Raw genomic sequence first — 20,388 nt, 5'->3', positions numbered from 1 at the left:
CTACGGCTATTTCTGGCTAGACCAGTTTATCTTTGTTTGCTACCTTGTTGTTTTCACACTAACTACTGATTTTGTCACTATACTTAGACAAGCAGGTATTAACTGGCGAATGTTATGACGTTAAAAGTTGCTCATAAAGTCATTTTAGGCTTTGGATTTATTGCCGCATTATTATTGTTTGCCAGCATTTTAGCGCTGTTCAGCTTTAATACCGTCACCCGGTATAGTAATGACGTCAACTTGTTAGCTGTACCCGCGCAACAACAAAGCAATCTGGCTCAGATCCAGCTGCTTAAACTGGCAAAGTTGTCGGCTTTAGGCTTTACCGCTGAACAGCAGGCTGAAATAGATAGCTATCAACAGCAGTTTACAACAAGCAGAAACCGGTTCAGCTCTGTAATTAGCGATTTTAACCAACTTACCGCCCAGGACAACGCGCTGCAACAACCGCTGCAGGCAGCACTGAATCATTTTGAACAATACAGCAAAGCAGTAGACAACATGTTTGCTGCGCGCAGCCAGAGTAATGCTGTGGCAGAAGCGGTTACAACCGAGTTGAGTGAGCTCGAGATAGCAATAGACGATGCCGGTGCCAGCTTGCTGGATTTAGCTGATGCCGACTTGTCCCTTGACGATAATTTAATGGAGCAAATAAGCGGTAACGCGGGCCGGATTGATGGTCAGATTTTAGGTTTACTCAACACGGTTCGGGAAGTGGCGGGTTATGTCGACTTAGCCGTGTTGGAACGAAACCAACAAAATATCGGCTTTACCCTTAGTGATATCCAGGTAAATATTGATTATTTAGGCCGGCAGATAGGTGATATCGATACCGATGACCTGTGGCCGCAGTTTCTGCAGCAATTCGCGGCATTAACTGATCGACTGCAAAGTGACAACAGCCTGTTAAACCTGAAACAGCAGCAACTGCAACAACAGCAAACGGCCCGGCGTCAACTTAACAACTCAGAGCAACAGGTAGCACAGGCAGTACTGGCGCTGGATCAGGTGGTTGAACTGGCTGATCAGCGCTTTAATCAGTTGCAACAACAGGTTTCAGATGCGTTGAGCTCGGGGAGCAACCGCACCCTTGTCATGATGCTGGTTTTAGTTGTGCTGGCAGTGGTCGCTGCCTACTTTACGATTAGTGCCATGTTAAAGCCGCTGGCAAGTATAAATCATATGCTGGGCGACATTGCCAAAGGCGACTTAACCCGCGAACTTACAATAGTACAACAAGACGAATTTGGTGCCTTGTCAGCCAAGGTTAACAGCCTGATAGCGGCGCTGCGCAGTTTAATAACCAATATTCAGCAAAACGCGACTGATTTGAATAACAATGCCAGTCAATCCAGCAGTGAGGTACAGGAGATAAGTACATCATTGCAACAACAGCAGCAACAAATCAGTCGGGTTAATGGTATTACCGGCGAATTAGCGGACAACACCCAAACTGTCGCGGATCAGGCTCAGCAAGCTGGTGAGTCAATGCGCCAGGCTCTTGAGCAAAGTCAGCATATTCAACAGATTGCCGACAAGAACAAACTATTGATTACGGGCCTGGCGAGTCAGCTGGCCGGTACCAGCGACGTCATGAACAAAGTAAACGATCAGTCCACCAACATTGGCGGCATTCTTACCACAATCAGCGCCATTGCCGAGCAGACTAACCTGTTGGCGCTAAATGCAGCAATTGAAGCCGCACGAGCAGGAGAACAAGGCCGCGGGTTTGCTGTGGTAGCTGATGAAGTGCGCTCACTGGCCGGGCGCACCCAGCAGGCAACAAATGAAATAAGGCAAATGATCGGTACCCTGCAACAACAAAGCCAGCAAGCGGTAGCATCGGTGCTTACAGGTAAAACAGATGCCGAACAATGTGTTGCCACCACCGAGCAGCTGGCAGCAGCGTTGGAGAAAGTGACCGAAGCTATGGCGCAAACGCGTCAAATAAGTAATGCGGTAAGTAATGCCAGCGCCAGCCAGTTAGATTTAGGCGCTGCCATTAGCGAGAATATGCAGCAAATGGTGCAACTGGCTAACAACAGTACCAGCAAAGCTCAAAGCACCTTGGTGCATAGTGATGATGTCGCCAGACTAGCAGCACAGCTTCAGTCAGCCGCTACCCGTTTCAAAATTCACTGACCGCACGCTACTTACTCACTGCGGGATTCATGATAATAAACTGGCAATAAAAAAGCTGGCCGAAGCCAGCTATGCAGGAAGTGAAGCCATCCATGTTTATTATTTTGATTCCCTTCAGCACGGAATATCGCCTTTTTACCAACAAAAATCCTGATGAAACTTTGATATCAGCTCTGAATTATTGGTACTTGCTGGATTTTTGCACGTTTTTGCTGTTTTCTTAAACTTTTACTGTCCAGCAAACTGATATTTGCTTCCTGAGCAAAAATCCAGGCCTGGTTGGAAAAGCCACCGCTACTAACCACAATGCCATCAGAAATATCAATCGCCAACATTTGCTGAAACATCGCCCTGACCTGAGTAATGTCTACGGGTAAACAACCTTGCTGAACGAAAACCAGAGTGTCACGTTGCGCATGCAGCAACTGATAATCAGCAGCTATTCTGTCGCTGGCAGACCAACGTCCTTTGCGGCTCAACAGGCGTTGTGCTTCGAGCAAAAACTGTTGCTGGCGGTCACCGCCTGCCAACATGGTTCGTAAGCGCTGATTAACTCCTGCCAACCGGTGCTCGTCATCAAGCTCCATAAACGCCAGTACATTGCACAAAAGCGCTACCACAAACATCAGCACAAAAGCCCATAACATAAATGTCGACCAAAAGGCTGACAACGTTAAGTCCTTATCACTTAATAACAATGAATGTTCGGCAAAGAACAGGTAAATGCCACCGGCTAATATACCAATTAATGTACTGATAGATGAAACCCAAAGCCATTTACTTTTCATAATCACCTCAAACCCGTATTGCCTGAGGTGTATTATCTGCCAGCACTCGTAACGCCGCTTTACCAAGTTTTGATAAATGCTTTATAAAAACTGACCGTAGTGGTTTTGTGGCTAATTTTGCAGCGCTGGCTCAGGTAATACCACATACTGACCAATGAACTCGGCACAAACTTGCTGCTGGCAGTAAATACCCACCTTAATGCGCTGCCTGACTTTTTTCCCCTGCACCAGTGGCCCTAAATCTCCAATGCAGTCCAGCAACTGACAACGTGCTTCAGGTGCACTGTCAACAGGGCGCAGATATCTGATATCCGCATGCGCCAGCACCTGGGCCCCCTGCAAACCAAGCGCCTGCAGTTGCATATATAGCATTCCCCAGCCCGTTAGTGTTGCAAGGGTATAAATACTGCCGGCAAACATGGTCTGGTGTAAATTGATATTCGGAGCCAGCGGCGCACTGCAGCTTAACCGGTAGCCATTAAAGCCACTGATATTTATTTGCATATACTGGCTGAGGGGGATTGTTTGCCGCCAGGTTTGCGCCAGCTGTTGCTGCCATTGTTTGAAGTCGTCAGCGCTGCCCGTCAGGCACAAGGCTTTGATCATTTTCAGATGCGCAATACCAAACAAGGGTGCCGCATCACCAGCCTGCTTATATCCCAACTGTTGATAAAAGCCGACAGCGTCTTCTCTGGCATTAAGTTGCAGTTGCTGCAGCCCCAGATACACTGCCTGCTGCTCCAATGCATGCAATATCATACTACCAGCGCCTTTTTTACGGGCACTGTCAGCCACCGCCATATAACGGATTTGCCCGGTACTATCATCAAGACGATGTAACCTGCCAACGGCCTGCACCAGCCCACTGCCATCGGTCAGCATTAGATGATGAGCCTGCGCTTCAAACTCATCCTGCTCAGAGCCCAGTGGTTGTTGCCAGGGTGCTCGCAGTACCTGCCAGCGCAATTGATAATAGGCTTGCCAATGCTCTGGTGTTATCGGGCTGGTTAGTTGCCAATTGGTGGGGAGTGCCATTAAAGTGCTCGTTATCAATCGTTCAGTGAAATTAACTGCTTAGCATAAAGGTAACCGGGCCATCATTTATCAGGCTAACCTGCATATCTGCCGCAAACCGGCCGGTTTGTACCAGTATATCAAGTGCGGTTAATTGTTGAGTAAATTGCAGATAGAACTGCTCTGCTTTAGCCGGAGCGGCTGCAGGGGTAAAGCTCGGACGCAAACCACTTTGAGTATCTGCTGCCAGAGTAAATTGCGACACCACTAACACGGCACCGCCAGCCTGCTGCACATTTAAATTCATTTTACCGTTGTTATCACTGAACAGCCGGTAATGTGCTACTTTATGCACCAGCTTTGCCAGTGAGCCGTCGTTATCTGTAGCTTCAACGGCTAACAACACCAGCATGCCAGGACCAATAGCACTGATTTGCTCACCAGCTACCGACACTGAAGCCTTACTAACCCGTTGAATCAGAGCTTTCATGCTTGCGACTCACCAGATGATTCCGCTTCTTCCAGCTCAGCCCGCTGCTGTAACAAGGCAGTAAGCTCCGCCCCAAGCAGCACTACCAGCCAGGATAAATATACCCAGATAAACAGGATCGGCACCAGCGCCAGCGCACCATACAGCGCCTGATAAGATGGAAACTCGCTCACATACAACGCAAAGCCACGCTTAAAAAACTCGAATAATACCGTAGCTAACAATGCCCCCCATAACGCATGACGTACCTGTACTTTCAGGTTGGGCACAACCAGATAAAGTATAAAAAAAGCCAGCAGCGACATCACATAAGGCACAAGCCACAAAATAAAACTGGAAATACCCGGTGTATAGTCATCCGCATAACGGCTCAACGTTGCCAGATAAGATGTAACTGCAATGGAAGTACCAATCAGTACCGGGCCCAGAGTCAGAATCATCCAGTATATTGAGAATGAAATAATAGGCCGAGGCCGCTGTTTTACCCGCCAGATTTTGTTTAGCGTTTTATCAATATTATAAATGAGCAGTAGCGCAATAATAATCAGCACCAGAATACCAACCGTTGTCATGCCGGCGGTATTGCCAATAAATTCATTGACATAACTTTGAATTTCCTCGCCACGGGTAGGAATTACATTGGCAAAAATCAGTTCTTCCAGCCGGGAACGTAGCTCGGAAAACATCGGAAACATGCCCAACATCGAAAACATTACGGCGATAAGCGGCACCAGAGACAGCAGTGAAATATAAGCCAGGTACCCACCAATAATAGTGATCTGATCCTGCTGGCAACGCTGAACATAAGCGACAATAAAATCTTTGCTTTGATGCAGGTATCGCATCAGTCCTTGCTTGTCCATAGCCGCTCCTTAAAACCCTGATATACCGAAGAATACTAGAAAAACTAATGTCAGACCAGCATGGTTCGTCAGCCGATACAGGTTTATTGCTGACATAGCCCAACGTAAATCAGGTATTTATTGGAATTTCATCAAGTGTGAATATAAGTCGTTAAGGGTTAACGAGTCGGGCATAAGCTTCCAGCCGGTCAATCATGGTCGCTGGATAATGTGGCTTGTAAGTTTTACGCATTGTTCCGTCGCGAAAACTGTTAAATAGTTCCTGTTGCCAGCTTGCAACCACACTGTCGCTGACAAAAGGCGAAAATGCCAGAAATAACTCACTGAAATAAAGCGGGTTCATGGCGTAAATAACCACATTTCCTTCAGATCTCTGGTCACCATAACGATAGTAATTTAACGCGACAATGTCTGTCCGTCCCTTGCTTATCATCTGCAAACAATCGCCAGCGCGTGACGTTAATGTCAGGTTTTTACCTTCTTCAAACCCTAACGCCGTCAGATAGCTAACATGTGCTGCGCCGCGGTAGCCACAGGCTCGGTATGTGCGGTGGAGTGAATTTAGCTCAAGCTTGCTCTGCGAGACACGTTCTGTACCGTATAATCGCATATCGAACAGCTTTATTGGCCCCACCCATTTGAAACGATCTTCTCTTTGCGGAATGCGTGCAGTTTCAAACAACACGGTATTATTGCCCTGCAGCGCAATTTCGTAAGCCCTTGCCCAACTCAGTAACGAAAACTGCACGTCCTGCTGCAGGTTATTTGCCACTACTTTCAACAGCTCAACAGTAGCCCCCGCCACCTCGCCTTCAGCTGTTAAAAACTGGCCTGGAGGGCTGTGTTCTGTCAGAAAATGCAGGTTTGAGGGCGCAACTGCTGGCAAAACCGCAGTGTTAGCTTTCGCAAGCTGTAGTACTGATTGTATGACCACTGCGAGCCCAACAGCTATTATCCCCATCTTGCAAAATCGCATAGCCCCTCCAGAGCATTGGCATTATTACAAGCTAGGCAATAATTGAGGGTTTTACCAGTAACAAAAACAACAAAGCCAGCATAATGCTGGCTTTGTTTTATAGCAAAAAAACCTTAGGCAGATGGGCCACGGCTGGCGCGCTTGCGGTCGTTTTCAGTTAAGTGACGCTTACGAATACGGATAGATTTAGGCGTTACTTCTACCAGCTCGTCGTCGTCAATAAACTCCAGTGCCTGCTCCAGCGTATAGCGAATTGGCGGCACCAGGTTGATGGCTTCGTCTGTACCTGAAGCACGTACGTTAGTTAATTGCTTACCTTTTAAGCAGTTAACCGTTAAGTCGTTGCTACGGCTGTGAATACCGATAACCTGACCTTCGTACACTTCTTCCGCATGACCGATAAACATCTTACCGCGTTCCTGCAATGAGAAAATAGCGTAACCAGCTGCTTTACCCACGGCATTAGAGATCATTACACCATTCATCCGCTGACCAATAGTGCCGCCTTTATGCGGGCCGTAGTGGTCGAAGCTGTGGTACATCAGGCCGGTGCCTGAGGTAATGGTCATAAACTCAGTACGGAAACCAATTAAGCCACGGCTTGGCATATTGAAATCCATCCGGATCCGGCCTTTACCGTCTGGCTGCATATTGGTTAAGTCGGCTTTACGCTCACCCATCCGCTCCATGATAGAGCCCTGATGCTGCTCTTCACAATCGATGGTGACGTTTTCCATCGGTTCCATTTTCGCGCCATCTACCATTCTCATGATAACTTCAGGACGTGATACGGCTAACTCGAACCCTTCGCGGCGCATGTTTTCAATTAATACGCCTAAGTGCAATTCACCACGGCCAGACACTTTAAACTTGTCACCGTCTTCGGTTTCTTCAACTCGCAGTGCCACGTTGTGTTTTAACTCGTGAGTTAACCGCTCTAAAATCTGACGTGAAGTAACAAACTTACCTTCTTTACCCGCGAACGGTGAGGTGTTTACCTGAAATGTCATCGTTACAGTGGGCTCATCAACCTGCAGAGCGGGTAACGCCTGCACTTTGGTGGTGCTGCAGATGGTGTCTGATATTTTCAGCTCGCCCAGGCCGGTAAAAGCAACAATATCACCTGCTTGCGCTTCGTCAGTCTCAACCCGCTCCAGGCCTAAGTAGCCAAAAACCTGGCCTACTTTGCCGTTACGCTTGCTGCCATCAGCGCCAACAATCGTTACTTGCTGGTTAGGTTTCAGGTTACCGCGCTTAATCCGGCCAATACCAATAATGCCCAGGTAGCTGGAGTAATCCAGCTGCGACACCTGTAATTGCGTTTCACCATTGAGCTCTACGGCTGGGGGTGCCACGTGCTTAACGATGGCTTCGAACAAATCAGTAATATCTGGCTTCTGCTCGTTATAGTCTAAAGTAGCCCAACCATTTAACGCTGATGCATAAACAATAGGGAAGTCCAGCTGCTCGTCGGTCGCGCCAAGGTTGTCGAACAAATCGAACACCTGATCAATAACCCAATCAGGGCGCGCGCCGGGACGGTCAATTTTATTGACTACAACAATTGGCTTTAAACCATGCGCGAAAGCTTTTTGGGTAACGAAGCGGGTTTGTGGCATCGGGCCGTCTACCGCGTCTACCAGCAGTAAAACTGAGTCTGCCATTGACAGTACCCGCTCTACTTCACCACCGAAGTCGGCGTGGCCGGGGGTGTCCAGAATATTGATATGATAGCCATTCCAGCGTACCGAGGTATTTTTAGCCAGAATGGTAATACCGCGCTCAGACTCCTGAGCATTGGAGTCCATCATCCGCTCCTGCAACTTGGCCCGGGCATCGAAAGTGCCTGATTGTTGCAACAGTTTATCTACCAGGGTAGTTTTGCCGTGGTCGACGTGCGCGATGATGGCAATATTACGCAGTTTATCTAAAGTTGACGCGGTAACGCTCATGTATCAGTATCCTCTGTGGCACTAGATGACCATAATGACCACCAGGCAAACGCTTTTCAAAAGTAAAGGGCGCATATTCTACTCTTTTTTTTCACAGAAAGAAAAAGGCGTTGTACGCATTGGCGGTTTTTTTTTAAACAGAGTCAAAAACTCAGCTACACTTGGCTGTGATTATAGCGCACCATAACCGGGCGCCGCAGCACAAATTTGGTGCAACCAAGTGTGTCAAAAACTATTTCTTTATAATAAAGCTATTAGAATCAATATAGTTATATGTTGGCATATATCTGGCATTTAACAGGGCAATCACTAATTCAGTGTTCAAAACGGGTCAATTGGAGGAATGCATGTCTGCATCGGAAGTATTAAAACTAATTAAAGAAAACGACGTTAAATTCGTAGATCTGCGGTTTACCGACACGAAAGGTAAAGAACAGCATGTCAGTATTCCGGTAAGCCAGGTCACCGAAGACATGTTTGAAGACGGTAAAATGTTCGACGGCTCGTCTATTACCGGTTGGAAAGGTATCAACGACTCAGACATGATCCTGTTGCCAGACCCAAGCACCGCCGTATTGGACCCCTTCTTTGAAGAAACCACTCTAAACGTCACGTGCGATGTTATTGAACCTAGCACCATGCAGGGCTACGACCGCGACCCGCGTTCAATCGCCAAACGTGCTGAAGAATATTTAAAATCTACTGGCATTGCCGATACCGTGCTGTTTGGCCCCGAGCCAGAATTCTTTATGTTCGACGACATTCGCTTTGAAACCACCATGGCCAGCTCATTCTTCAAAATTAACTCTACCGAAGCTGCCTGGAACTCAGGCACTGCTTATGAAGAGGGTAATAAAGGCCACCGCCCCAGTGTCAAAGGGGGTTATTTTCCATTACCACCGGTAGATTCAGGCCACGATATTCGCAGTGCAATGTGTATGGTACTGGAAGAAATGGGTCAGGTAGTTGAAGCGCATCACCACGAAGTGGCCACTGCTGGCCAGAACGAAATTGCCACCCGCTTTAACACTCTGACCAAAAAAGCCGATGAAGTGCAGCAGTTAAAGTACGTTATTCATAACGTTGCTCATCTGTACGGCAAGACAGCGACCTTTATGCCAAAACCGCTGGTTGGCGATAACGGTTCAGGTATGCATTGTCACCAGTCACTGGCCAAAGACGGCGTAAACCTGTTTGCGGGTGATAAATATGCCGGCCTGTCAGAGCTGGCGTTGTACTATATTGGCGGCATTATCAAACATGCTAAGTCAATCAACGCTTTCACTAACCCGTCAACTAACTCGTATAAGCGTCTGGTACCGCACTTTGAAGCACCGGTAATGCTGGCTTATTCGGCCCGCAACCGTTCTGCGTCAATTCGTATTCCATTGGTGCCAAGCGCCAAGGCGCGCCGGATTGAATGTCGTTTCCCAGACCCTGCAGCTAACCCTTACCTGGCATTCACTGCCCAGTTAATGGCTGGTTTAGATGGCATTCAGAATAAAATTCATCCTGGCGATGCGATGGATAAAGATTTATATGACTTACCAGCAGAAGAAGCGGCAAATATTCCGCAGGTTTGTACTTCTTTAGACGAGGCAATGGACGAGCTGGACAAAAACCGCGCCATCTTCACCAAGGGCGGCGTAATGTCTGATGCCATGATTGATGCATATATTGCGATTAAACGTGCCGAGTCTCGCCGCGTGTCGGTAGCAGTACACCCGCTGGAGTTTGAACTGTATTACAGCGTCTAACATACGCTTGCCCAAAAAGGCCCACCTCGGTGGGCCTTTTTTTGTAGAAATCTTTATTAAAGCACGCTAAAGTGTGGTGATAATAATTAAAATGCAACATCAATGGATTTGACAAGCACATGAATAAGTTACTGTTGTTATTAACTTTACTGATAATCATGCTGCCATTGCAGGCGCAGGAAAAGCGTATTTTTGTCACTAAAGACGCAAATGGTGTATTAATATTCTCTGACAGCCCGCAGCCTGGGGCCGAAGAGGTAAACTTAACCAGTCGTCCCAATATTATGGAGTCTACCGGCACTAACCTGCCCGCCAGAAAACCGGTTGAAGTTGAACCCTTTAAAATTGAAATAGCCCAGCCTGAAAACAACGGTACAGTTCGTGATAATACCGGATCAGTTTATGTGTCTGGCCGGATCACGCCAATGTTTCAACGTGGCCTGCAGGTGCGGCTGGTCGTTGACGGCACCCCCCTGAGCGAACCGCAAAATAAAGCTACTTTCATCCTGCGTGATGTTGAGCGCGGCGAACATACTTTGCAAATGGAATTGTTTGATCAAAGCGGCAAGCTTATTGCAACCAGTCCTGTCACAACCTTCTATCTTCACAGAGCGTCGGTAATTAACCCCAATTAGGGCAGCCCAGGCTGTATTTCGGCTAAAAACCGATTACACTGCCAGTCACCTGCACTAAATTGGTGCAATAGAGGTGGCAGTGTGACAACAAAAAGCATACAACCTGATTTTATGGCTCTTGCCGAACAGCTGACTACAGCGGTGCTGCTGCTCGACAGTGATCTAATGCTGCGCTACTTTAACACTGCTTGTTGTGCCGCAATGGGCCTGGGCGAAAAACGTTTAACTGGCCAGTATTTTCCCGGGTTATTTCAGCACCTGGATATTAAAGCCAGCCATTTAACTGCAGCATTAAGCAGCAAGCAGGGTTTTAGTGTCAGCGATGTGCAAGCGGTACTGCTTGATGGCCGCCATCTTTTACTGGATATTTCCCTGACGGTCAGTGAGCAACCGGCCAATCATTTGCTGCTGGAACTACGTCAGGTCGACCAGCAGCGAAAAATCAGTATGGAAAGCCTGCAACAACATCAGCACTTAGCTGCGCGCGAGCTTATTCGTGGCCTGGCCCACGAGATTAAAAACCCGTTAGGTGGTCTGCGTGGCGCAGCGCAACTGCTCGAAGAATCGCTGGACGAAGAGCAAAAAGAATATACTCAGCTGATTATTGCCCAGGCTGACCGCTTACGTAATCTGGTCGACCGCTTACTGGGCCCCTACCGTCCTCCACAAAAAGTTACCACCAACCTGCATCAGGTCATTGAACAGGTACTGCAACTGGCGCTAATGGATAATCCTGCCAAAGCCCGCTTCAGTCGGGACTATGATCCCAGTATTCCGGATTTCAGCTTTGATCCTGAATTAATAGAGCAAGCATTGCTGAATATCGTCCGCAACGCGCAGCAGGTTTTGTCAAATGGCGGGGCCATTTGCATGCAAAGCCGGATTTTGCATCAACATACCCTTAACGGTAAGCGATATAAGTTGGTCGCCTTTATCAAGGTTATCGATAATGGCCCTGGTATACCTTCTGAAATTAAAGATACCCTTTTTTACCCCATGGTCAGTGGTAAGGCCGGCGGAACCGGTCTCGGCCTGTCTATTGCCCAGACCTTAATTCATCAGCATGGTGGCTGGATAGACTGCGACAGTTGGCCTGGCCAAACAGAATTTACCTTATATTTACCCATCTCAGATTCGGAGGAATAACGCAATGAGTGATACCGTCTGGATTATTGACGATGACAACTCAATTCGTTGGGTGTTAGAAAAGGCACTAGGCCGCGCTGACATTCTGTGTGAAAGCTTTGCATCAGCCGATTTAATGCTGCAGCGACTGGAGTTTGAGCAACCGGCAGTGGTAGTATCCGACATCAGAATGCCTGGTACCGATGGCATGGCATTACTGGCCAGGTTACAGGACCTGGCCCCGGAATTACCGGTAATCATAATGACCGCCCACTCTGATCTGGATAGCGCTGTTAACGCTTTTAAACGCGGTGCTTTTGAATATCTGCCAAAGCCGTTTGATGTTAACGACGCTGTAGCGTTAATCAGCCGGGCTTTGCAGCATAGCCTCAGTCAGCGTGCCCGCCAAAAACCACAGGTCGCCAGCATTACCCCGGAGATTATTGGTGAAGCCCCAGCGATGCAGGAAGTCTTCCGGGCCATAGGCAGGCTGGCCCGCTCCAGTATCAGTGTATTAATTAATGGCCAGTCAGGTACCGGTAAAGAGTTGGTTGCCCGGGCGCTGCATAAACACAGCCCTCGTTCAGAACAGCCGTTTATTGCCCTGAATATGGCAGCTATTCCTAAAGATTTAATTGAATCGGAACTGTTTGGCCATGAAAAAGGGGCGTTTACCGGCGCCAATAATTTGCGTAAAGGCCGTTTTGAGCAGGCTGACGGCGGGACTTTATTTTTAGATGAAATTGGCGACATGCCACTGGATGTGCAAACCCGCTTGCTGAGGGTGCTGGCCGACGGCCAGTTTTACCGGGTTGGTGGCCATCAGGCCGTTGGTGTTGATGTGCGGATTATCGCTGCGACTCACCAGAACCTCGAGCAACTGGCACAGGATGGTAAGTTCCGGGAAGATTTGTTCCACCGTCTGAACGTGATCCGGGTGCATTTACCGCCATTGAAAGACCGCAAGCAGGATATTGCCAGATTAGCGCAGCATTTTTTGCAACAAGCCGCCAAAGAGTTAAACGTCGAAGCAAAAACCCTGACCAAAGAAGCGGAACAATTTTTAAGCCAGCTTGACTGGCCGGGTAATGTCCGTCAGCTGGAAAACAGCTGTCGCTGGCTGACCGTAATGGCCAGCGGCAAACATATAGTAGTTGCAGACCTGCCACCAGAGTTAACCCAACCGGCTAAAAGCAGCCAGAAACTGGCAACGCCTGAAAGCGGAGATTGGCAAAGCCAGTTGGCAAGCTGGGTTGAAGACAAACTGAGCGCTGGTGAACAGAATATTCTGGCAGAAGCCAGCCCGGCGTTTGAACGGATTGTATTGCAACAAGCGCTGCACTTCACCCGGGGCCACAAACAGGAAGCGGCCCGGTGCCTTGGCTGGGGCCGCAATACCTTAACCCGTAAACTAAAAGAGCTGGAAATCGAATAACTTACTGGCTTTGCTCTGGTTTACGTTGCTGCCACTGACGCTTACGTTGCTGATGTTTGTCAGCCAGTTGTTGCCGTTGGTCCGGTGTCAGCAACTGATTAACCTGATGACGCAGTTTTAACTGGGCAACCCGCTGGGCCAACCGTTTTTGCTGTTGTTGCTGTAACAGCTCGGTTACTGCAACTTCATCGAAATAATCTGCTTGCAGCAGCTGACGCATGGCACCGCGCTCGCTATTATCGCGTTCCCGTTTAGGTTTATCGCTGCGATGCTCGGCCATTAACTGCTGCAGCTGTTGTTGTTGCGCCGTAGTAAGTTCAACATCGGCCAGCATTTTCTGATAAGAAAAACTGCCGCGCTGCATCTTATAAGACTTGTCTGCCTGCTCAGGCTTGTTATGATGCCCGGCAGTGGCGCTGTGGGTTACCAGCAGCAGGCTGGCAGCCGTTAACATTAACGTTATTGCTTTCATCATTGATACTCCGTGGTTTTGACCCTGACAGCATAACGGCTTGAATGCAAAGTAACGCAAAGCACAGGTAAAGGTTCAGTAAAGACGCTGGCAGCAAAGAGTGCGCGGGATACACTGAATAAAAAGGAGTGGTATGGCTGCTATCTTAATGATTGATGATGATATTGAATTATGCCAGCTGGTTGCCGATTACCTGGCGATGGATGGCTATCAGTTCGATATGGTGCATGACGGTGTCAGTGGTTTAGCCAAAGCGAAAAGCGGCAACTATCAATTGGTTTTACTGGACGTGATGCTGCCCGGACTGGACGGTCTTAGTCTGCTTAAAGCCCTGCGCACTGACAATTATTGTCCGGTGCTAATGTTAACCGCCCGGGGCGAAGATGTTGACCGGATAATTGGCCTTGAACTTGGCGCAGACGATTATCTGGCCAAACCGTTTAACCCACGGGAATTACAGGCCCGGGTCAAAGCAATTCTACGCCGGGTAGAGCTGGCTCATCATGATAACAATCAGACAGCACAATTACTTGACGTTAATCAGGTGGCACTGAATCCACGAAACCGCCAGGTGCAATGCCAGCAACACGATGTCAGCCTGACCGCGACTGAGTTCCAGTTGCTGGAAATGCTGATGCGCAACGCCGGTCAACTGGTCAGTAAAGAAACCCTTAGCCAGCAGGTATTAGGCCGCCGTCTGCAACTTTATGATCGTAGTCTAGATATGCATATCAGTAACATACGCAAAAAACTCAGCCAGTTTACGGATGACGAAAAAATTCAGACACTGCGCGGCAGTGGTTATCTGTTTCTCAGTGGTCCACTCTGAGCATGTTGCGCTGGTTAAACCCAATTAACTCCCTGGCCGGGCGCATTTTTGTCTGGTTCTGGCTGGTATTGCTGTCAACCGTGTTTTTAACGCTGTTAATTTCACGCAGCCTCAGCGATCCAACCGATATCCGACGGCTACCCTCATCGCTCAGCCAGCAAATGCAACGTCAGTTAGCACCGCTGGCGCAAAGCGATAATCTGGCCAGCCTGTTGCAACAATTGGCCCGGGACGAACGCAACCGCTGGCTGGTAGTGAACAATGCTGACCAGCAATTACTGAACCCTGAGGCATTGCCTGCCCGCTTTGATCCACATTGGTTAACAGAATTGGCTCAGCTTAACCGTCCCCGCATGCTGCGTCATCGCAATGTCTATTTAGCCGGACCTTTTGTGATTGAGGTTGCTGGCCAGCAACTGGCGCTGTATCAGCAACGGCAACGGCCGCAGCGGGCCTGGTGGAGCCTGCGGGCGCTGTCGGAGCCAGTATTGATTTTTTTGTTGTTGGCAGTGTCCGCCACTGCCAGTTTTATTCTGGCAGTATCTATTTCCAGACCCCTCAGGGAACTGCTGCAGCAAAATCTCTCTTTTGCTTCTGGTAAGCTTAATAGCCGGGTCAGCAGCTTGGCAAAACGACGCGACGAACTGGGTCAGCTTGGTCGTAGCTTTAACACTATGGCAGAACGAATCAGTGATTTACTGCAAAACCAACAACGTTTGCTGCGTGATATTTCGCATGAATTGCGCTCCCCTCTGACCCGCGCTCAGCTTGCATTGGGATTGACAGAACAGCAACAAAACCTGCAGCAATTGCCAAGACTAAAACAGGAACTTGAGCGCATTGATGCCATGCTGGATGAATTACTGACATATAGCAGGCTCGATGCCGGCCAGTACCATTTGGATATAAATCCTTGTGACTTAACCGCAATGCTGACAGAGTTAATTGAGCTCAACCAGGTAGAAGCAGACAGCAAGCAGCAACACCTGCTACTCGATGCCCCAGAGCAATTGTGGCTGGATGCCGACGGCCGGTTACTGAGCAGGGCGTTGGAGAATATATTACGTAATGCTATTAAATACAGCCCTCCCGACAGCACCATCCGTCTTAGCCTGCAGCAACAGCCAGAATGCCTGATATTGGCAATCAGTGATCAGGGGCCGGGCCTGCCAGACCAAGAGCTTGCAGCCGTGTTTCAACCGTTTTACCGGGTAAGCGGCAGTCGCACCCAGCAAACTGGCGGCACTGGCCTTGGCCTGGCTATCGTCGCTAAAATTGTCCGGCAGCATAACGGAACACTACAGGCATTGAATTGCAACCCTGGTTTATCTGTACGGGTAACACTGCCGCGGGTTGCTGCAACTGAACAGACTCGACCGATATGATGCCACCAATCGTCGCGGGAATGATGGAAACAAAGCTTACCGAATACTGGCAGCAACAGTTGCTGCCATTGTGGCAGCAATTTGTCCATGCTGATCTGCTCAGTAGTGATAAGACCCGTCTGAGTTACAGTTATTATCTGGCCGATGACAGGGCGCAAGCCGTCGTATTCAGTACTGGCCGGGTTGAAATGGCAGTTAAGTATATGGAGTTGATGCAGGAGTTTATTGTAGCCGGCTATAGTGTATTTATTCTGGACCATCGCGGTCAGGGCCAATCGGCACGTTTACATCCTGACCCACATCTGGGATATGTCGGCAATTTTCAGGATTATGTCGAAGACTTTAACCAGTTTGTCACTGAAATAGTTCTGCCAACGGCTCACCAACACCATTTAGTGCTGGCTCACTCCATGGGCGCAGCTATCGCTTGTCGTTATTTACAACAATTTACTCACCCATTTGACGCTGCAATTTTCTGCTCACCTATGTTTGGTTTACATGCCGGCAGAATACCATCAACCCTGGCCAGCCGTTTGGTTGCGGGTTATGGCTGGCTGATGGGTAAGTTAAAATGGGACAGCCAGCAATATTTTCCGGGACAAACCAGCTACCTCGAAAAGCCATTTGCCGGTAACCCGCTAACTCACAGCAACGAACGTTATCAGTGGCTGCGGCAACTTTACCAGCTTTATCCCGACAGCCAGCTGGGTGGTGTAAGCTGGGCCTGGCTAATGCAGGCAATCAGCGCGATGAGCCAGATCCAGTTACAAGCGGCAGAATTCAAGGTCCCGGTATTGCTGTTACAGGCTGTTGAAGATCAGATAGTCAGCAACCGCGCTCAGGATAACTGGTTTAGGCACTTACCCGCACCACTCTATAAACAATTCACGTCACTGACAGGCGCTCATCATGAAATCTGGATGGAACAGGACAGAATCAGGCAACAAGCAATGGCTGCAGTTAATCAGTTTCTGTCGGGACTCTCTGACCGTGTCATTCAATAACGTTAAGCACTAAATTCCGCCAGCAAAATCATGCTGGCGCCAGGCTTCATAACAGACAATCGCTACCGTATTCGCCAGGTTCAGACTGCGGGCACCAGGTTGCATTGGCACCCTTATCCGTTGGCCTGCAGGAATCGTATCGCGCACTGAATCAGGTAAGCCCGATGTTTCAGATCCAAATAACAGAATGTCATCAGCCCGGAACTGTTGTTGCTGATAAGGCTGACTGCCCTTGGTAGTTAAAGCCAAGATCCGTTTGCCGGCCATCGCTGCGGCAAATGTCTGGTAGTCAGTATAGCGACTGACATTGGCCAGATCATGATAATCCAGCCCGGCCCGGCGTAATTTCTTCTCTTCAAAATCAAAACCCATCGGCTCGATAATATGTAATCGGCACCCGGTATTGGCGGCTAAACGGATAATATTTCCGGTATTAGGTGCTATTCTGGGTTCAAACAAGGCGATATGGAACATAAAGTCCGCTGCTAAATTGATAAGGGCTTTAATTTACACCCTGTCTTAGCTTATTTAAAGGCGTTAATTGGCAGTAGCCGGCGAAAATATCGTCATTTAATTTGCTTAAAGGCGGGTATGACGGCTATATTTAAGCGGTATTTTGTATACTACAAGGACGTTTTTGTTATGCCACTGTCAGGTTGGCTGTGTTTTTTCGCCCTGTTGCCGGCCTTTTCGGTCCAGGCAAGTATTGCTGATGGGCTTTCAGCTACCCCGGTTACCATTATACTTCTGACGTTTACCGCGGGACTGGTCGTTGCTGGCGTTGCAGGTTGGTGGCGTATTCAACAACAACGAGCCTATCAAAAATCCCAACAAAAAGTATTGCGCCAACTGCTCACGGATACCAGTGCATTAGTTGCTGTGCTCGATCAAGACTGTCAACTGTTAATAGCCAGTAATGTGCTGGAGCAACTTACTCAGGATCAAAACCTCTGTCACTGTATGTATTTTGATCCTGCTGCCAAACAAACTGCCTGGCAGGATATCCAACAGGTATTGCAACAACAGCGGAGCTGGCAGGGAGAAGTGTGGTGGCAGCTGAAAAATGATTTACTTGCGGTAAGCCTTACTATTACCCAAAGCAATAATACTGCATGGCCTGCAGCCCGATATTTGTTGGTCGCCCAGGATATAACGGAACGTAAAAGAGCCGATCAACAGCAACTGAACAACCTGACCCGAGATCCGCTGACCAACCTGCCAAACAGGATTATGCTGGAGGAGCAACTCGCCAGCAATATTGCCTGCTGCACCAACCTCTACCCTGTTACCGCTTTGTTACTGGTAAAGTTTAACCAGCTGCTGGGTGCTGAACACTCTGCCACCGACCAGAGCAGCGCGAAACGAATTGCTGAAGCAGCACAAGGCTTACGCCAGATTATTGCACCACAATTCACCGTTGGTCGCTACAGTAGCGACAGCTTCGCAATATTAGTGGCGCCTCATCTGTGCACGTCACCTGTCGAATTGCCCTTGAATCAGCTGGCACACCAGATACTACTGCAAATAAATCAGTTTAATATTATCAGTAAGCCTCATCAGGTGTCTGCCAGTGTAGGCATCAGCCGGTTTCCCGAAGATGGCGCAGATGCCAATGCCATTATGCACAGTGCTGAACGGGCTGTTCTGAACGCTGCCCGCAGCGGTACCAGTCAATTTTGCTTTGCAGACAGCAGATTACAACAACACGCTACCGAATATCTGGCGCTGCAAACTGAACTTAGCAAAAGCCTGCATCAGGACGATTTTATTGTTTATTACCAGCCTCAGTTGAGTATCAGCAGCAACCGGGTAGTTGGCTACGAGGCACTGCTTCGTTGGCATAACCCGAAACGTGGAATTATGCAGCCACAGAGCTTTCTGGCACTGGCAGAACAAAGCGGCATGATTGTCACGCTGGACCGTTTAGTGTTCCGGCAAAGCTGTCAGCAAATAAAACTCTGGCTGGAAACAAATCAACTTCGTGGCCGGATTGCCCTGAATATCTCAGCACAACACTTTCAGCAGGCTGATTTTGTTGAATATCTCAGTAGCTGTTTACAGGAGCAAAAACTACCAGCCGATCACTTCACCCTGGAGCTGGACGAAAGAATTTTTCAACAACCGAACGTCAATCTGCATAGCCGGTTGACCGCGCTGAGCGATTTGGGTTTTCAATTGGTATTGGATAACTTTGGTGATGGTATCTCTTCGCTTACCACTTTACGTCAGTTGCCATTAGATGGCGTTAAAATTGCCCGTAGTCTTATCAATCAGATGGAGCAAAAAGAACAACAACGTAATATTACTGCCAGTTTAATCCGGCTGGCAGGTTATTTGCGGCTGGAAGTGACAGCAAGCGGCATTGACAATGAAATGCAAGCCTACCTGTTACATGTAATGGGCTGTGATAAATTGCAGGGCAATTTATTCAGTAAGGCATTGCCAGCCAGTGAGATACCGGCACTGTTGGCAAAAGAGAATAAATTAATCAAAAAGGCAGCTAGTTAACGTCTAGTTAACTTCGTCGCGTTTCTCGCGACCAAGCAAATCGACAGCAGCTAGCTTAACGTCTTTGTCCTGGTATAAAACCTGATAAATCTGCTCTGAAATTGGCATTTCAATACCTACCCGCTGAGCCAGGTTAAATACTTCTTTGGCGTTTCTATACCCTTCAACCACCTGGCCTATTGTTGCCATCGCATCGTCGACTGACTTGCCCTGACCTAACAACAAACCAAAACGGCGGTTACGTGACTGATTATCGGTGCATGTCAGTACTAAATCACCCAGCCCGGCCATCCCCATAAACGTTTCCTTCTGGGCACCGAGGGCGCATCCTAAACGGCTCATTTCTGCTAATCCACGGGTAATCAGCGCTGTTCTGGCATTTGCACCAAAGCCTATTCCGTCTGCCATGCCGGCACCAATAGCAATAACATTTTTAACGGCGCCACCCAACTGCACACCAATAAAGTCGGGGTTAGTATAAACCCGGAAGCTTTTAGCGCAGTGGAGTAAGTCTGAAAGCCGGTTAATAAAATCCTGGTCAACAGATGACAATGTTATTGCTGTTGGCATCCCGGCTGCCATTTCTTTGGCAAAAGTAGGACCTGACAACACGGCAAGTGCCACCTTTTCGCCGAGAATTTCGCGAGCGACATCTTGTAACAAGCGGCCCGTCTCCGGCTCCAGCCCCTTGGTTGCCCAGGCAACTCTGGCATTTGCAGGTAATAATGGTTTTATTTGTTTTAAGGTATCGGCAAAAGCATGACTCGGCACTACAACTAATATGTCGCGACTGCTTTGCACCACTGCCTGTAGATCAGCACTGACCGTTAAACTATCAGGCAACCTGATATCAGGCAGATATTTGTGATTGCAGCGCTGCTGCTGCATCTGCGCAATGTCGGAACCACTGCGTCCCCAGAGTGTTATCGGGTTGCCATTTCGAGCCAGACAAATAGCAAGGGCGGTTCCGTAAGACCCCGCCCCCAATACCGCAATTGCTGCGCTATCCATCA

General features: G+C 48.5%; 18 protein-coding genes. 9 read left to right on the top strand and 9 right to left on the bottom strand.

The window, feature by feature from the left end; translation table 11 throughout:
* Positions 1 to 114: 114 nt before the first annotated feature.
* Positions 115 to 2,142, top strand: coding sequence for a methyl-accepting chemotaxis protein (locus tag CRO03_RS15020; RefSeq protein ID WP_097112455.1), 2,028 nt, complete (start codon positions 115 to 117; stop codon positions 2,140 to 2,142).
* A 167-nt stretch (positions 2,143 to 2,309) separates the two neighbouring features.
* Here the strand turns inward: CRO03_RS15020 and CRO03_RS15015 are convergent, their stop codons facing one another.
* The 6 genes from CRO03_RS15015 to typA all read right to left on the bottom strand — a co-directional run bounded on the left by CRO03_RS15015 (position 2,310) and on the right by typA (position 8,225).
* Positions 2,310 to 2,930: a restriction endonuclease gene (locus CRO03_RS15015; protein WP_097112454.1), complete on the bottom strand. Its 621-nt coding sequence runs from the start codon at positions 2,928 to 2,930 to the stop codon at positions 2,310 to 2,312.
* A gap of 111 nt (positions 2,931 to 3,041) precedes the next feature.
* Positions 3,042 to 3,965 (bottom strand): bifunctional GNAT family N-acetyltransferase/hotdog fold thioesterase, encoded by a 924-nt coding sequence (locus CRO03_RS15010; RefSeq protein ID WP_097112453.1) that lies wholly within the window; start codon positions 3,963 to 3,965, stop codon positions 3,042 to 3,044.
* A gap of 31 nt (positions 3,966 to 3,996) precedes the next feature.
* Entirely contained in the window at positions 3,997 to 4,434 is a 438-nt protein-coding gene (dtd, locus tag CRO03_RS15005) for a D-aminoacyl-tRNA deacylase (RefSeq protein WP_097112452.1), read from the bottom strand.
* Positions 4,431 to 5,297 (bottom strand): virulence factor BrkB family protein, encoded by an 867-nt coding sequence (locus CRO03_RS15000; protein ID WP_097112451.1) that lies wholly within the window; start codon positions 5,295 to 5,297, stop codon positions 4,431 to 4,433. The genes dtd and CRO03_RS15000 overlap by 4 nt, the downstream gene beginning before the upstream one ends.
* A 151-nt stretch (positions 5,298 to 5,448) precedes the next feature.
* Positions 5,449 to 6,273 (bottom strand): substrate-binding periplasmic protein, encoded by an 825-nt coding sequence (locus CRO03_RS14995; RefSeq protein ID WP_097112450.1) that lies wholly within the window; start codon positions 6,271 to 6,273, stop codon positions 5,449 to 5,451.
* Between the two features lie 113 nt (positions 6,274 to 6,386).
* The gene (gene typA / locus CRO03_RS14990; protein ID WP_097112449.1) at positions 6,387 to 8,225 is read right to left on the bottom strand and encodes a translational GTPase TypA; all 1,839 of its coding nucleotides are present in this window, start codon (positions 8,223 to 8,225) and stop codon (positions 6,387 to 6,389) included.
* 347 nt (positions 8,226 to 8,572) lie between these two features.
* Between typA and glnA the strand changes: the two genes are divergently transcribed.
* The 4 genes from glnA to glnG all read left to right on the top strand — a co-directional run bounded on the left by glnA (position 8,573) and on the right by glnG (position 13,177).
* Positions 8,573 to 9,982: a glutamate--ammonia ligase gene (gene glnA, locus CRO03_RS14985; protein ID WP_097112448.1), complete on the top strand. Its 1,410-nt coding sequence runs from the start codon at positions 8,573 to 8,575 to the stop codon at positions 9,980 to 9,982.
* Positions 9,983 to 10,101: 119 nt separating this feature from the next.
* Positions 10,102 to 10,617, top strand: coding sequence for a DUF4124 domain-containing protein (locus tag CRO03_RS14980; protein WP_097112447.1), 516 nt, complete (start codon positions 10,102 to 10,104; stop codon positions 10,615 to 10,617).
* An 81-nt stretch (positions 10,618 to 10,698) separates the two neighbouring features.
* Positions 10,699 to 11,763 (top strand): nitrogen regulation protein NR(II), encoded by a 1,065-nt coding sequence (gene glnL, locus CRO03_RS14975; protein WP_212682429.1) that lies wholly within the window; start codon positions 10,699 to 10,701, stop codon positions 11,761 to 11,763.
* 4 nt (positions 11,764 to 11,767) lie between these two features.
* The gene (gene glnG, locus CRO03_RS14970; protein WP_097112445.1) at positions 11,768 to 13,177 is read left to right on the top strand and encodes a nitrogen regulation protein NR(I); all 1,410 of its coding nucleotides are present in this window, start codon (positions 11,768 to 11,770) and stop codon (positions 13,175 to 13,177) included.
* Between the two features lies 1 nt (position 13,178).
* Here the strand turns inward: glnG and CRO03_RS14965 are convergent, their stop codons facing one another.
* A complete protein-coding gene (locus CRO03_RS14965) occupies positions 13,179 to 13,652 on the bottom strand; it encodes a Spy/CpxP family protein refolding chaperone (protein WP_097112444.1) in 474 nt (157 codons plus the stop codon).
* 130 nt (positions 13,653 to 13,782) lie between these two features.
* On the opposite strand from CRO03_RS14965, the gene CRO03_RS14960 reads away from it, so the two are divergent.
* The 3 genes from CRO03_RS14960 to CRO03_RS14950 are packed head-to-tail and all read left to right on the top strand — an operon-like array spanning position 13,783 to position 16,867.
* A complete protein-coding gene (locus CRO03_RS14960) occupies positions 13,783 to 14,478 on the top strand; it encodes a response regulator transcription factor (protein WP_097112443.1) in 696 nt (231 codons plus the stop codon).
* A gap of 2 nt (positions 14,479 to 14,480) precedes the next feature.
* The gene (locus CRO03_RS14955; RefSeq protein WP_097112442.1) at positions 14,481 to 15,863 is read left to right on the top strand and encodes an ATP-binding protein; all 1,383 of its coding nucleotides are present in this window, start codon (positions 14,481 to 14,483) and stop codon (positions 15,861 to 15,863) included.
* Positions 15,860 to 16,867, top strand: a complete 1,008-nt coding sequence (locus CRO03_RS14950) for an alpha/beta fold hydrolase (RefSeq protein ID WP_097112441.1) — start codon at positions 15,860 to 15,862, stop codon at positions 16,865 to 16,867. Before CRO03_RS14955 ends, CRO03_RS14950 begins: the two co-directional genes overlap by 4 nt.
* Positions 16,868 to 16,876: 9 nt before the next feature.
* On the opposite strand, the gene CRO03_RS14945 is transcribed toward CRO03_RS14950, so the two are convergent.
* Positions 16,877 to 17,341, bottom strand: coding sequence for a tRNA (cytidine(34)-2'-O)-methyltransferase (locus CRO03_RS14945; RefSeq protein WP_097112440.1), 465 nt, complete (start codon positions 17,339 to 17,341; stop codon positions 16,877 to 16,879).
* 168 nt (positions 17,342 to 17,509) lie between these two features.
* Between CRO03_RS14945 and CRO03_RS14940 the strand changes: the two genes are divergently transcribed.
* Positions 17,510 to 19,375 carry a putative bifunctional diguanylate cyclase/phosphodiesterase gene (locus tag CRO03_RS14940; RefSeq protein WP_170949032.1) on the top strand — a complete coding sequence of 622 codons (1,866 nt, stop codon included), beginning with the start codon at positions 17,510 to 17,512 and terminating at the stop codon, positions 19,373 to 19,375.
* Positions 19,376 to 19,378: 3 nt separating this feature from the next.
* On the opposite strand, the gene gpsA is transcribed toward CRO03_RS14940, so the two are convergent.
* Positions 19,379 to 20,386, bottom strand: a complete 1,008-nt coding sequence (gene gpsA / locus CRO03_RS14935; RefSeq protein ID WP_097112438.1) for an NAD(P)H-dependent glycerol-3-phosphate dehydrogenase — start codon at positions 20,384 to 20,386, stop codon at positions 19,379 to 19,381.
* Positions 20,387 to 20,388: the final 2 nt, after the last annotated feature.

Origin of the sequence: Arsukibacterium tuosuense, assembly GCF_900215315.1 — a bacterium.
Lineage (GTDB): Bacteria > Pseudomonadota > Gammaproteobacteria > Enterobacterales > Alteromonadaceae > Alishewanella > Alishewanella tuosuense.
Note: the sequence above shows the minus strand (reverse complement) of the source record. Positions and strands in the feature narration are given on the sequence as shown.